This window comes from Micromonospora sp. DH13, from assembly GCF_020873825.1.
Classification (GTDB): Bacteria; Actinomycetota; Actinomycetes; order Mycobacteriales; family Micromonosporaceae; genus Micromonospora; species Micromonospora haikouensis.
Genome location: NZ_JAHWGR010000053.1, coordinates 22,403 through 35,405, shown reverse-complemented (window position 1 = coordinate 35,405; position 13,003 = coordinate 22,403). Strand labels below are relative to the sequence as shown.

Here is a 13,003-nt window from a genome sequence, read left to right as displayed (position 1 = left end):
CTCCCGGCCCGGGCCGCGCCGCTCTGTCCCGGCGGGGCAGCCGGGCCCGCCGTCAGAGGCGGAAGACCACCGCGTTGCCGACCTGCTCGCGGGTGATGCCGAGCGCGTCGACCGGGGCGTCGATCGTGGTGGCCCACGGCGTGTCGGCGATCCGGTCGCGCAGCACCACCACGTTGCGCACGCCTAGGGCACGCAGGTAGGTCACGCTCGCCTGGTCCGGGAACGTCTCGGTCGCCTTCCGGATCTCGATCTGCCGCTGCGGGGTGAAGCCGCTGCCGCCGTTGACCACGTCCTGGAACCGACTGGTCGACCACAGCATCACCAGCTGGTCCGGGCCCTGGTCGCTGGGCAGCACGAGCAGCGGGCCGTCCACCGACCGCATCGCGGCCGGCTGGACCGGCACCACCGGATGCGGGGTGACGTTGAGGCCCTCGGCGATCACCAGCAGCAGCGGCAGCACGGTGGCCAGCCGCAGCCACGGGCCCGGCCACGGCGGGACCCGCTCGGCGGCCCACTCGCGCACCCGGATCGCGAAGGCGCTGACCGCCCCGGCGGCGAGCAGCCCGAGCAGCAGCGTCGTCCAGAGCATCATCCGCCCCGGCGTGCGCAGGCCGTTCCAGCCCGGCAGATACTCGAACAGCAGACCGTAGGTGAAGGTGCCGCCGAAGAACCGGGTGCCCATGGCCAGGATCGCCGTCACCACCACCCCGGCGAGCAGCAGCAGCCGGTGCCGCAGCCGCCACACCGAGAAGAACAGCCCACCCGCCGCCAGCGCGTAGAGCACGAAGCCGGGCAGCAGGGTCATCTCCGGGGAGTTCCAGGGCAACCCGGCGCGCGCCCCCTCGTGCAGCGTGCCCCAGACGCGGGACTCGGCCGGTGCGGTGAAGAAGCCCGCAAGCGGCGGCGAGTAGATGCCGACGTCGTCGAGGGTGCGGGCCGCGTTCGGGTGCAGCTCGGCGACCTTGAAGTAGGGGACGGCCAGCAGGGCGCCCACCCCCGCGAAGAGCAGCGCGCCGACGACGTCGGCGACGAGCAGCCGCACCCCGAACGGCCGCCGCACCGACCGGCGCCGGACGAACCAGGTCACGGTGGCGACGAGCGTCACCACCGCCAGCACGTACGCGAACGGCAGCCCGATGCCGAAGCCCAGGCTGAGCTGCCAGGCGGCCACCACCCACCCGGCGTACGCCCACCCGGCGTGCCGCCGCTCGGGGCGGTAGCCGTGGCGCAGCGACCAGCCGTGCCCGCGGGCCAGCATGGCCAGCGCCAGCGGGATGCCGCCGTTGGAGATGATGTGCAGGTGCCCCGCCTGGGCGAGCAGCCAGGGGGCGTACGCGTAGCCGACCCCGGCCACCGCCGCGCCCGCGCGCCCCGCCCCGAGCTGCCGCGCAAGCGCGTACGCCCCGAGCGTGGCGAGCGCGTGGGCCAGCACGAACATGATGTTGTAGCGGAGCAGGGCCGCCTCGGGGCCGGTGCCGATCATGCCGGCCGGGGCGTACCCGAGCAGGGTGTCGGAGAAGGCGAAGCTCCACGGCTCCGGGAAGAACGTGTTGGAGTGCCACAGCTGCGCCGGGTTGGTCTTCAGGATGTGCCCCGACCAGGCCATCTGCCAGGTCTGGAGGCTCGGGTCCCAGTAGTCCTGCGGAAGCGTGTGGCGCGGGTAGCGCAGCGTCGGCCAGGTGAGCGCGACGGCCAGCGCCAGCGAGCCCAGCACGGCCAGGGTCCACTCGTGGACGCCGAAACGGCCGACCGCACGCAGCCCGCGCCGCAGTCGACCCGGCACCGGCTCCGGGGCGGGGGCGAACGCCTCCCAGCGGTCCGGCTTCCCGCCCTCCTTGCCGCTGCTGTCGTCCTTCGTGCCGTCGCTGTCCTCGGTGCCGTCGGCGTCGGCGTCGCCGCCCTTCGCGCTGCCGGCGTCCTTCTTGGGCTCGCCGTCCTTACCGGACTCGCCGTCCTTCCGGGCGTCCTGGTCGCCGGAGGCGGTGGCCTTCCCGGTGGTCTCGCCGACGGCCGGCTCGGTCCCGGCTGTCCCGCCCGCGGCCAGCTCCGTGCCGGTGGCGTCCGGCCCGGCCGCGTCCGCCGCGGGGGCGCCGGCCGTGGTCGGCTTCGTCGCGGCGGTGGCCTCGTCCGTGGCGCCGGACTGCTCGGTCGTCATGCGGTCGGGCTCCCCACGGCGAGTCGGTCGCGTAGGAAGGTGATGTCCGCACCCTGACCGTCCACGCCGCCGGGGGTCTCCACGATCGCCGGGGCACCCGCCGCGCGGATCACGGCCACCACCAGCTCCGGATCGATGGTGCCGCCGTCGAGGTTGTCGTGCCTGTCCCGCCCCGAACCGAACGTGTCCTTCGAGTTGTTGGCGTGCACCAGGTCGATCCGCCCGGTGATCGCCTTCACGCGGTCGACCAGGTCGAGCAGCTCCTCACCCCCGGCGTGCGCGTGACAGGTGTCGAGGCAGAAGCCCACCTCGTAGTCGCCGAGCGCGTCCCAGAGCCGGGCCAGCGCGTCGAGGCGTCGGGCGCAGGCGTTGTCCCCACCTGCGGTGTTCTCGATCAGCACCGGCAGGGCGAAGCCCCCGGCGTCCGCCGCGTACGCGAAGGTCTTGCGCCAGTTGTCGAACCCGACCGCCAGGTCGTCGCCCGCGTTGACGTGCCCGCCGTGCACGATCAGGCCCTTCGCGCCGATCTCCGCGGCCGCCGTCGCGTGGCTGAGCAGCAGCTTCCGGCTCGGGATGCGGATCCGGTTGTTCAGCGTCGCCACGTTGATGACGTACGGCGCATGGACGTAGAGGTCGACCTCGGCGGCGCGCAACCGGTCGGCGTCCTCCCTGGGTTTCGGGGCCTTCCAGCCCTGCGGATCGGAGAGGAAGAACTGCACGGCGTCGGCGGCTCGGGCGGTGGCCTCGGACAGCGGGTCGGCGGAATCGACGTGGGCTCCGATACGCATGCAGGCGAGCCTACGTCGAGGCACCGACGTGCGGGGCGACGGAGCGGCCGGGTCGCGGTGTCGGTCGGGTCGCGGTGTCGGTCGGCGGGTCGACCGGTCGTCACCCGGCCGGCCCGCCGGTCGTTGGTCCGGGTGGGATCGACGACGGGCCTTCTGCCGATCATCGGGCAAAAGTGCTGATTCTCTCCACACGTGACGAAATCGTTGTACGGTCGGATAACAACACAAGAAGCTCCGCGGGGCGTTTCGGTCCAACCTCATCGGTGTGGTCGTTCCTCCCCAGGTCCCACCCAAGGAATGCGGACGGGACGCCCCGCGGCCTCGTGACCGGGGGCCGGGGTCGACGCGCGTCGTCGGCCCGGCCCCCGGTTTCCTTATGCGCGCCCCTGCCCGCTGCTCGGTCGCGTCCCGGCGGCGGCGCGGGAAGCGCCGACGTCGACCTGCCCGGGCATGATCGTCCGGGCCGGGTATCCTGGTCCGGTTGTCCGCGTCCGGTCGGGTTCCCCCGGTCCGGAGCGGTCACGACGCCAGACCTCCTGCCACGGAAGGACCGTGGCCGCCTAGCCCACAGGAGGTGAGCACGTCTTGCGTCATTACGAGATCATGGTGATCCTCGACCCCAGCCTCGAGGAGCGCACCGTCGCCCCGTCGCTCGACACGTACCTGAACGTGATCCGGACCGCGGGTGGCTCGGTCGAGAAGACCGACGTATGGGGCCGCCGGCGCCTCGCGTACGAGATCAACAAGAAGGCCGAGGGCATCTACGCTGTCGTCGACCTGCAGGCCACGCCTGCGGCGGTGGCCGAGCTGGATCGTCAGCTGCGGCTCAACGAGTCCGTGCTGCGCACCAAGGTCATCCGGCCGGAGACGCGCTAACAGTCCACCCGGTTCACCACCCGGATCAGCCTCATCGAGGTTGTCGTAGGGCCCTGAGAGCCTGTACGGCGAACGATGAGTGCGCGAGGAGATGGTCATGGCAGGAGACACCACCATCACGGTCATCGGCAATCTGACCGATGACCCCGAGTTGCGTTTCACCCCTTCGGGGGCCGCGGTCGCCAAGTTCCGGGTCGCCTCGACGCCCCGGTTCATGGACAAGGCGTCCGGCGAGTGGAAGGACGGCGAGCCGCTGTTCCTCGCGTGCACGGTCTGGCGGCAGGCCGCCGAGCACGTCGCCGAGTCGCTGCAGCGCGGTGCCCGCGTGATCGTGTCGGGCCGGCTGCGTCAGCGGTCCTACGAGACCCGCGAGGGTGAGAAGCGCACCGTCATCGAGCTGGAGGTCGACGAGATCGGCCCGTCCCTGCGCTACGCCACGGCGAAGGTGCAGAAGATGTCCCGCTCCGGTGGCGGCGGCTTCGGCGGTGGCGGTGGTGGCAACCAGGGCGGCGGCGGAGGCAACTTCGACGACCCCTGGGCCTCGGCTGCGCCGGCTCCCTCGCGCGGTGGTTCGGGTGGCGGCAACTTCGACGAGGAGCCTCCGTTCTAATGGCGCCGAGCGCCCGCGATCGCAAACCAGGAGCCCGAGCAATGGCCAAGGCCGCTGCACTTCGCAAACCTAAGAAGAAGGTGAACCCGCTCGACAAGGACGGGATCACGTACATCGATTACAAGGACACCGCGCTGCTGCGCAAGTTCATCTCCGACCGCGGCAAGATCCGCGCTCGGCGGGTGACCGGCGTGACCTCGCAGCAGCAGCGGCAGATCGCCCGCGCGGTCAAGAACGCCCGCGAGATGGCGCTCCTGCCGTACACGGCCACGGCCCGCTGAGAGGAGGCACCGATATGAAGATCATCCTGACTCAGGAGGTGTCCGGCCTCGGTGCCCCGGGCGACATCGTCGAGGTCAAGAACGGCTACGGCCGTAACTACCTGCTCCCGCAGGGCTTCGCGATCGCCTGGACCAAGGGCGCGGAGAAGCAGGTCACGGTCATCAAGCGGGCCCGCTCGGCCCGCGAGATCCGCGACCTCGGCCACGCCAACGAGGTCAAGGCCCAGCTCGAGGGCCTCAAGGTCAGCCTGAAGGCCCGCGCCGGCGACGGCGGGCGGCTCTTCGGCTCGGTCACCCCGGCCGAGATCGTCGACGCCGTCAAGGCGGCCGGCGGCCCGGCCCTCGACCGTCGTCGGCTTGAGACGTCCGGCCACATCAAGTCGCTCGGCGCGTACCCGGTCAGCATCAGGCTGCACCCCGAGGTGACCGCCAAGTTCGACCTGAACGTCGTCCAGGGCTGACACCCGACAGCACCACGCGAAGGGCCCGCACCGGATCGCCGGTGCGGGCCCTTCCGCCTTCGACGGGTGGACGATCCCGCGGTCAGCCGATGGGCTGGCCGGTCACCGCGCTGATCATCACCGTCGACAGCCCGCCGCCGACGACGGCTGCCGCCAGCGCCACCGTCGCCGACCGCCACGTCGTGCCGACGCGCCGCAGCAGCAGCGCGACCAGGAGGCTGCTGGCCAGCGCCAGGCCGAACCGGGGTGCCCCGTTCACCAGCGAGCCGAGGGCGTGCGACCGTGGCGAGTCGCAGCCGCCACCGCTGATGTCCGTCACGCAGCCGGCCGGTGCCTGCCCGTCCAGCGTCAGCAGCCAGACGAAGACCAGCACGGCCGGCAGCAGATAGCACGCCGCCGTGTAGACCAACGGCCGGAACGGCCCGCCCGGATCCGGGTCGAGCAGGTCGTCCTCAAGACGACGGCTCCAGGACCTGGCGGTTGCCGACTCCGCCCGCCGACGGGACGGCACGTCCACCGTCCGCGCGCCGCCGACCGGCTCGCCCCTCCGCCGGGCCGGCTCCGCCCGGCGCCGTGGCGCCGACCGCGGCCGGGGGGCGGTGTACGGCACCACCGGTGACCGCGGCGCGGACGCCGGCGCGTCCATCCACCGGGGATCGTCGCCCGCGAGCCGGGTGCCCGACCAGAACCCCTCCACGTGCTCCGGCCAGGACCATCCCTCGATCGAGCCGTCCCCGGACCGGGGCTCCACCGCCCGATCCCACCGCTGCCCATCGTCGACCCGGCCCCACTGCCCCGTCTCGGTGGTCGACCGTTCCCGCCGCCCGGTCTCCCCGGCCCGGTCCCAGCGGCCGATCTCCCCGGTGCGGTCCCACCGCCCGATCTCCCCGGTGCGGTCCCATCGCCCGATGTCGCCGATGTCGCCGATCTCGCCGGTCTGGTCCCAGCGGGCCGCGCCGTCGGGTGACTCCCACCGGCCCTCGACCGCCGACCGGTCCCACGCGTGCACGCCGGAGGCGTCCCACGGGTCCACCGCCGGCTGATAGGACGGCGCCTCGCCGCTGGTCTCCGGCGTGTCCGCGGAGCCCCGCTCCCACGGATCCACGGCCGGTCGGGTGGACCAGGAATCCGCGCCCGCCCGGCGGCTGCGGCGGGTCCGCCGCCCTTCGCCCTCCGTCGCGTCCGCGCCGGTCGCGGTGCCCACGTCCTCCAGGCCCGACCAGACCACCTGGGGACGGCGCGACGACGACCGACGGGGGCGGGCCGCCCGCGCCGCGCCCGACACCGGATCGTCCTCGTCGGCCCGCCTGCTGCCCACGTAACCCTCGTCGCGGGAAGCCTCGTCGCGCCAGCCACCGGGCCGCTCGGGCTCCGGGGCCGCGCCGATCGCGGGCACGTCGCGCCAGCCACCGGGCCGCTCGGGCTCCGGGGCCGCGCCGATCGCGGGCACGTCGCGCCAGCCACCGGGCCGCTCGGGCTCCGGGGCCGCGCCGATCGCGGGCACGTCCCGCCAGCCACCGGGCCGCTCCCGCTCGGGGGCCGCCTCGATCGCGGGCACGTCCCGCCACGTCGTCTCGCTGGCGCGCCGCCAACTGGTGGTCGTCTCGGTGGTGCGCCAGCCCGAGCCCGAGCGGGGCCGGACGTCGTCGTCATCGTCGTCGTCGGGGGCCGCGTGTCGACCCCCGCCGTCGGCCCGCTCGACACCCGAGTCCAGCGCCCACCGCGGCAGGTAGGTCTCGACCGGCTCCTGCTGACCACGGCGCGCGGCCCGGCGGCGGCTCGGGGTGCGGTAGCGCTCGACGGCCGAGCTGGGCGGGTCGACCGGAGGCTGGTCGCCGGAGGCGTCCCACGGGAGGCTCGCCTGCCACTCGCGCGGGCTGCCCTCCCCGCGTCCCCAGTCCCGGTGTCTCACGGCCGGAGCGTGACCCTTCTGAACCGAAAGTGCAATCCGCTGTCCAGGTGTAGCCGTTTGCAGGAGATAGTACGGGACGAAGCGCCCGGGAAGCTCACCAGAAATTTCTCCTCCACAGGGTGGGGACGACGTTCGTGCAGGTCACGGCGTTTCACGCCAGAATTCCCCAACAGTTATCCACAACCTGTGCACACCCTGCGCACATGTTGTCCACCGGCGTCCACAGGTTGTCCCAAGGCTCGTCCACCGGCCTGGTTGAGTCGCTGACCTCGGGTTCCGTATGGTTGCCTCTCGACCGACGGTGCGATGACCCCCCGATCGACCCGACCGGTCCGATCGGACGTCGTCGTGCCCGGCGGCGGAGCGGTAGTCCATGCCGACGCAGCGGAGGGGGGATCCCGTGTCGGTCACCGACGACATGCGGACGGAACCACGGGGCGGCGGCCAGCCACCGGCACCCGCGCAGCGGGACGGCCAGTTCGAGAAGACCCCACCCCAGGACGTCGCCGCGGAGCAGTGCGTCCTCGGCGGCATGCTGCTGTCCAAGGACGCCATCGCCGACGTCGTCGAGATCCTGAAGTCCACCGACTTCTACCGACCGGTGCACGCCACGATCTTCGACGCCATCCTCGACATCTACGGCCGGGGCGAGCCCGCCGACGCGATCACGGTGGCCGCCGCCCTGGCCGACTCGGGCGACCTCGCCCGCATCGGCGGCGCGCCCTACCTGCACACCCTCATCGCGACGGTCCCCACCGCCGCCAACGCCGCCTACTACGCCCGCATCGTCGGGGAGCGGGCCGTGCTCCGCCGCCTCGTCGAGGCCGGCACCAAGATCGTGCAGCTCGGGTACGGCACCGGCAACAACGGCAGCCGCGACGTCGACGACATCGTCGACCTCGCGCAGCAGGCGGTCTACGAGATCACCGAGCGCCGGGTCAGCGAGGACTTCGCCATCCTCGCGGACATGCTCCAGCCGACCCTCGACGAGATCGAGGCGGTGGGCGCCCAGGGCGGCGTCATGACCGGCGTGCCGACCGGCTTCACCGACCTCGACCGGCTGCTCAACGGCCTGCACCCCGGCCAGCTGATCATCGTGGCCGGCCGGCCCGGTCTGGGCAAGGCGCTCGCGCTCGACACCCCGCTGCCCACCCCCGACGGCTGGACCACGATGGGCGAGGTGACGGTCGGTGACCGGCTTCTCGCCGCGGACGGCACACCGACCACCGTCACGGCCGCCTTCGAGGTGCGGCACGACCGCCCCTGCTACGAGGTCGAGTTCTCCGACGGCTCGGTCGTCGTGGCCGACGCCGAGCACCTGTGGCGGACCACCGCCGCCCAGGACGCGGTGACGACCGCCCGGATCGCCGCCACGCTGCACACCGACGCGGCGGGCCGGCAACCCCGCCACGCCGTCGGCAACTGCGCGCCGCTGCGGTTGCCCGAGCGGGAGCTCGCCGTAGCGCCGTACGCCCTCGGGGTGGGCGTCGGCGAGGGCAGCGCCGAGCCGCACCTCCCGCCGGAGTACCTCCGCGCGTCGGAGGACCAGCGCCGGGAACTGCTCGCGGGCCTGATGGACGTCGCCGGGACGGTGCGCCCCGACGGGACCCTCCGGTACGTTTCGACCTCCCGCCGGTTGACCGGCTGCGTCCGGGAACTCGTGGTCGGCCTCGGCTACCAGTGCACCGTCGACGAGCAGCCGGCACGGGAGGGCTCGCCCGCCGCGTACACCGTGGACTTCTCGACGCCCGACACCGTCTTCCGCCTGGCGGACAGGCGGGCGGCGCACGCCGCGCGGCAGCGGACGGCCCCGGACGCCCGCGCCCGGTTCATCGTCGACGTGCGGCCGGTGCCGAGCGTCCCGGTCCGCTGCGTGACGGTGGACAACCCGGACCACCTCTACCTGGCCGGCCGGTCCATGATCCCGACGCACAACAGCACCGCGAGCATGGACTTCGCCCGGAACGCGGCCATCCGGGCCAACCAGGCGTCGGCGATCTTCTCGCTCGAAATGAGCAAGGTCGAGATCGTCATGCGACTGCTCTCGGCGGAGGCCCGCGTCCCGCTGCACGTGCTGCGCAGCGGCCAGCTCTCCGACGACGACTGGACCAAGCTGGCCCGCTGCATGGGTGAGATCAGCGAGGCGCCGCTCTTCGTCGACGACACGCCGAGCATGAACCTGATGGAGATCCGGGCGAAGGCGCGTCGGCTCAAGCAGAAGCACGACCTGAAGCTGATCGTCGTCGACTATCTCCAGCTCATGACGTCGCCGAAGCGCACCGAGAGCCGGCAGCAGGAGGTCGCGGACCTGTCCCGTGGCCTCAAGCTGCTCGCCAAGGAGGTCGAGTGCCCGGTGATCGCGGTGAGTCAGCTGAACCGTGGCCCGGAGCAGCGTACGGACAAGCGACCACAACTATCCGATTTGCGCGAGTCTGGGTCAATTGAACAAGATGCTGACGTGGTAATCCTTTTGCACCGGGATGACTACTATGACAAGGAGTCGCCGCGCGCCGGGGAGGCGGACTTCATCGTCGCCAAGCACCGGAACGGGCCGACCGATTCGATCACCGTGGCCGCCCAGCTCCACCTGTCCCGCTTCGTCGACATGGCGATCGTCTGAGCCGGCGGGGCACCCTCCGGCCTGGCCGCTCCCCAGTGACCCGGCCGCAGTCGCTTCAGCCGATCAGCGGGAACCAGCCGGCGGCCTCGCCCAACTCCCATCGTTCCCGGTCGGTCAGCGGCACCCGGCCGGTGGCCCTGAGCAGGAAGTCCCGGTCGTCCCAGCCGACGGGCCGGACGGCGTCGTCGCTGAGCAGCCCGCAGAGGCTCGCCACCGCGACCCGGACGGGCAACGCGGCCGGTGGCGGGGCGTCGGGCAGGTCGACGATCAGGTCGAGGTGGTGCACGACCGCCTCGGTGGTGAGGGTGGCCAGCAGGTCCGGCACCCGCAGCACGTGGCCCTGCGTGGTGACGAAGCCGGCCGGGTCGGCCGCGGCGGCGGCGCGCACGGCGGCGGGGGCCGTGTCGGCCCAGACCCGGACCACCCCGCTCGGGCGCTCGAACGCGGCGGCCGCGCGCCGGGCCCACCAGGCGTGCCGGTCACCGCTGCCGGCCTCGTCGCGGGCCGCCCGCCGACCGGTCCCGGTGCCCTCGGCCGGGACGGTGAAGGCCCGCCAGTAGGAGACGTCGTCGCAGTCGGCCGGCCCGTCGGTAGGGCTGGCGAGCGCCACCAGTGCCCGCTGCGCGTCACAGAGCACGTGGAACAGCAGGTCGGCGACGAACCAGCCCCGGCACCGGGTGGGCCGTTGCAGGCCGGCGTCGTCGAGCGGGACCACGACGTCGGTGATCCCCGCGTACGCCTGCGCCAGCGCCTCGGGCTGGGAAACGGCCGTCATGGACGCAGCCTCGCACGCCGGGCGCCTCCTGGCATGCCGGCGACGTGGGGTGGTCACCGGGATCGGATCTGCCCCACGTCGCCGACACGGCGATCGCCTGGACGGGTCAGTCGAAGAGTTCGCCGAGGAAGCCGCCGTGGTGCTTCTTACGGCGGTAGTGGCCGTGGTAGCCGTAGTGCGGCTGGGCGTGCCCGCCGTACGCGGGGGCGGGCGGCGGGTAGCCGTGCGTCGGGGGCGGCGGCGGGGGCGGGGGCACCGCGCCGTAGCCCGGCTGGGGGGCGGGAGGTGGAGGCGGCGGGTATGCGCCGGGCGCCTGCGCCGGCCGGGCCTGGTTCGGGGCGCCCGCCGACTGCTGCCGGTTCCAGTTCGCCTCGGCCTCGAACAGCTTCTCCAGTTCGCCGCGGTCGAGGAAGATCCCCCGACATTCGCCGCACTGGTCGATGACGACTCCGCTGCGCTCGTACTGGCGCATGTCTCCGTGACACTTGGGACAGGTGAGCTGCATTACCCGAAGGTACCCGGTCAGGTCACCCGATCGCCGCTAGCGCGTTGGTCACCTCGTCGTCGGACACCTCGTGGAAGTCGAAGTAGTAGGCGCCGACCGCGCCGAAGTCGGCAGGCCGCTCGGCGCAGACGACCTCGTCGGCCTCGGCGGCGAGCATCTCGTACGCCTGCTGCGAGCCGACGGGCACCGCGACGACCACCCGGCGGGCGCCGAGGTGCCGGGCCACCTGGACGGCGGCGCGGGCGGTCGCCCCGGTGGCCAGGCCGTCGTCGACGACGACGGCGGTGCGGCCGGTCAGGTCGAGCGGGGGTCGCCCGGCCCGGTAGCGCTGCTCGCGGCGTTCCAGTTCCGCCTGCTCACGGCGCTGCACCTCGGCCACCTCCCCGGCGTCGAGCCGGGCGGCCACCGTCTCGTTGAGCACCCGCACGCCGTTGGGGCCGAGCGCGCCGAAGGCGACCTCGGGGGCCAGGGGCAGGCCGAGCTTGCGGACCACCAGCACGTCGAGGGGGACGCCGAGCCGCTCGGCGACCACCCGGGCCACGGGCACGCCGCCTCGGACGAGCCCGAGCACGGTGACGTCGGAGTGCCCGACGAGGCCGGCGAGCCGGTCGGCGAGGACCCGGCCGGCGTCTTCCCGGTCGCGGAAGGTCGTCGTCATATCTCAGGTGTACGCCGTGCCGGTCGACCGCGCCGGCCGTCGGGGCGAAGCCCCCCGGTCAGGGGGCGGCGGGGCCCGGCTCGGGGCGGGCCAGGGCGGGTGCCCAGGCGAGCAGGGCCACCGGGTAGAGCAGGTAACCGAAGCGGGTGGTGGGCATCAGCAGGATCGCCGCGAGCAGCCCGTACCCGCAGATCAGTGCGGCGGCGGCGGCCGTGCGGGGCGGGCGGCGCAGGAGCCGGACGGCGATCGCGGCCCCGGCGGCGACGAGCAGCGCGGCGGCGACGACCCGGCCGGCGGGCAGGGCGGTGGCGATGAGGTGACCGGGGAACGGGGACTGCGCCGGGCTGGTCACCAGGCCGTGGCCGAGCGGGAAGCGCAGCACGTTCTCGACCAGCGCGTCGCGGTCGACGAGCAGGGCGGGGAGCAGGGCGAGCGCCGGCACGCCGAGCGCGCCGGCGGCGAGCCGCCCGGCGCAGCGGTGGGTGGCCGCCCAGGCGATCAGCACGAGGGCGACCGGCCAGGCGAAGAGCTTCAACGCGCCCGCCACGCCGATCGCGAGGCCGGCGCGGCCCGGCCGGCCGCTGGCGGCGAGGGCGAGGGCCAGCAGGCAGGCGGCGAGCACCGGCAGGTCGTCGCCGCCGGTGGCGAGGGTGAGGGCGCAGACCGGCAGCACGGTCGCCGCCTGGATCCCGCGCAGCACGGTCGCCGCCCGGTCGCCGTCGCCGGCCGAGGTGCCGAGGGCGGCCGGGGCTCCGGTGCGCAGGGCGGCCACCGCCAGGGCGAGGAGCAGCGCGGTGGCGACGGCGAACCAGACCCGGGCGTCCGTCCACCAGCCGTCGGCGACGGCGCGCGGCAGGCCGAACAGGGCCATGCCCGGCTGGTACGGGGTGTAGCCGAGCAGCCGCTCGTCGGCGGGGAGCGCGGCGATCGCGTCGTGCCCGAGGTAGGGCGTGCCGGTCTCGACGAGGCGGTTGCCGCTGTGCTCGACGACGACCACCTCCTCCTGCGCCCGGTCGGTGCGGCCGGCGGCCCGCTGCGCGCTCTGCACCAGCAGCGGCAGCAGCGTGGTGCTGGTCCAGGCCAGCCCGGTTACCGCCCAGCGGGCCGGCAGGGCGGCGAGCGGCGTGGCGGCGTCCCGGCGGCGGGCGGCGAGCTGACCGGCGACGGCGAGCGCGGCGAGCAGGTAGCCGAACGCGGCGACGGTGCCCCAGGCGCGGTGCGGCGGGAGGGTGGAGGTGCCGGCGGTGACCGCCGCGAACGCGGCGGAGGCACCGTAGAGCCCGAGGTCGAGGGCGAGGCCGCCGGCGGCCCGGTCGATCCTGCGCCAGCGTGCGGGGGCGCGGATGGCCCGGTCGGCGGCGG

At 73.8% G+C, this 13,003-nt stretch carries 12 protein-coding genes; 5 read left to right on the top strand and 7 right to left on the bottom strand.

All coding sequences use genetic code 11. The annotated features are described in order from the left end of the window. Positions 1–52 precede the first annotated feature (52 nt). Both LPA42_RS31435 and LPA42_RS31430 read right to left on the bottom strand, forming a co-directional pair. Positions 53–2,155: a hypothetical protein gene (locus LPA42_RS31435; protein WP_077935335.1), complete on the bottom strand. Its 2,103-nt coding sequence runs from the start codon at positions 2,153–2,155 to the stop codon at positions 53–55. Continuing rightward, the gene (locus LPA42_RS31430; protein WP_077935334.1) at positions 2,152–2,943 is read right to left on the bottom strand and encodes a deoxyribonuclease IV; all 792 of its coding nucleotides are present in this window, start codon (positions 2,941–2,943) and stop codon (positions 2,152–2,154) included. The genes LPA42_RS31435 and LPA42_RS31430 overlap by 4 nt, the downstream gene beginning before the upstream one ends. Before the next feature lie 585 nt (positions 2,944–3,528). On the opposite strand from LPA42_RS31430, the gene rpsF reads away from it, so the two are divergent. The 4 genes from rpsF to rplI all read left to right on the top strand — a co-directional run bounded on the left by rpsF (position 3,529) and on the right by rplI (position 5,171). Further along, a complete protein-coding gene (rpsF, locus tag LPA42_RS31425) occupies positions 3,529–3,819 on the top strand; it encodes a 30S ribosomal protein S6 (RefSeq protein WP_043960965.1) in 291 nt (96 codons plus the stop codon). A 79-nt stretch (positions 3,820–3,898) separates the two neighbouring features. Beyond that, entirely contained in the window at positions 3,899–4,429 is a 531-nt protein-coding gene (locus tag LPA42_RS31420; RefSeq protein ID WP_176734099.1) for a single-stranded DNA-binding protein, read from the top strand. A gap of 41 nt (positions 4,430–4,470) precedes the next feature. Next, positions 4,471–4,710 carry a 30S ribosomal protein S18 gene (rpsR, locus tag LPA42_RS31415; RefSeq protein WP_007073789.1) on the top strand — a complete coding sequence of 80 codons (240 nt, stop codon included), beginning with the start codon at positions 4,471–4,473 and terminating at the stop codon, positions 4,708–4,710. A 14-nt stretch (positions 4,711–4,724) separates the two neighbouring features. Beyond that, positions 4,725–5,171, top strand: coding sequence for a 50S ribosomal protein L9 (rplI, locus tag LPA42_RS31410; protein WP_077935333.1), 447 nt, complete (start codon positions 4,725–4,727; stop codon positions 5,169–5,171). A gap of 82 nt (positions 5,172–5,253) precedes the next feature. Here the strand turns inward: rplI and LPA42_RS31405 are convergent, their stop codons facing one another. Then, on the bottom strand, positions 5,254–7,083 hold the full coding sequence (locus tag LPA42_RS31405; RefSeq protein WP_228987072.1) for a hypothetical protein: 1,830 nt from the start codon (positions 7,081–7,083) through the stop codon (positions 5,254–5,256). 400 nt (positions 7,084–7,483) lie between these two features. Here LPA42_RS31405 and dnaB point away from each other — a divergent pair, with 400 nt between their 5' ends. Further along, complete coding sequence (dnaB, locus tag LPA42_RS31400; RefSeq protein WP_198956397.1) at positions 7,484–9,703, top strand: replicative DNA helicase; 2,220 nt, start codon at positions 7,484–7,486, stop codon at positions 9,701–9,703. A 55-nt stretch (positions 9,704–9,758) separates the two neighbouring features. Here dnaB and LPA42_RS31395 read toward each other — a convergent pair whose 3' ends face one another. The 4 genes from LPA42_RS31395 to LPA42_RS31380 form a co-directional block, all read right to left on the bottom strand. Beyond that, positions 9,759–10,478: a maleylpyruvate isomerase N-terminal domain-containing protein gene (locus tag LPA42_RS31395; protein WP_077935332.1), complete on the bottom strand. Its 720-nt coding sequence runs from the start codon at positions 10,476–10,478 to the stop codon at positions 9,759–9,761. Positions 10,479–10,584: 106 nt separating this feature from the next. Continuing rightward, entirely contained in the window at positions 10,585–10,983 is a 399-nt protein-coding gene (locus tag LPA42_RS31390) for a zf-TFIIB domain-containing protein (protein WP_091275929.1), read from the bottom strand. 22 nt (positions 10,984–11,005) lie between these two features. Then, positions 11,006–11,641 carry a phosphoribosyltransferase gene (locus tag LPA42_RS31385; protein ID WP_228987071.1) on the bottom strand — a complete coding sequence of 212 codons (636 nt, stop codon included), beginning with the start codon at positions 11,639–11,641 and terminating at the stop codon, positions 11,006–11,008. A gap of 58 nt (positions 11,642–11,699) precedes the next feature. Then, a complete protein-coding gene (locus tag LPA42_RS31380; RefSeq protein WP_228987073.1) occupies positions 11,700–12,986 on the bottom strand; it encodes a glycosyltransferase 87 family protein in 1,287 nt (428 codons plus the stop codon). Positions 12,987–13,003 lie beyond the last annotated feature (17 nt).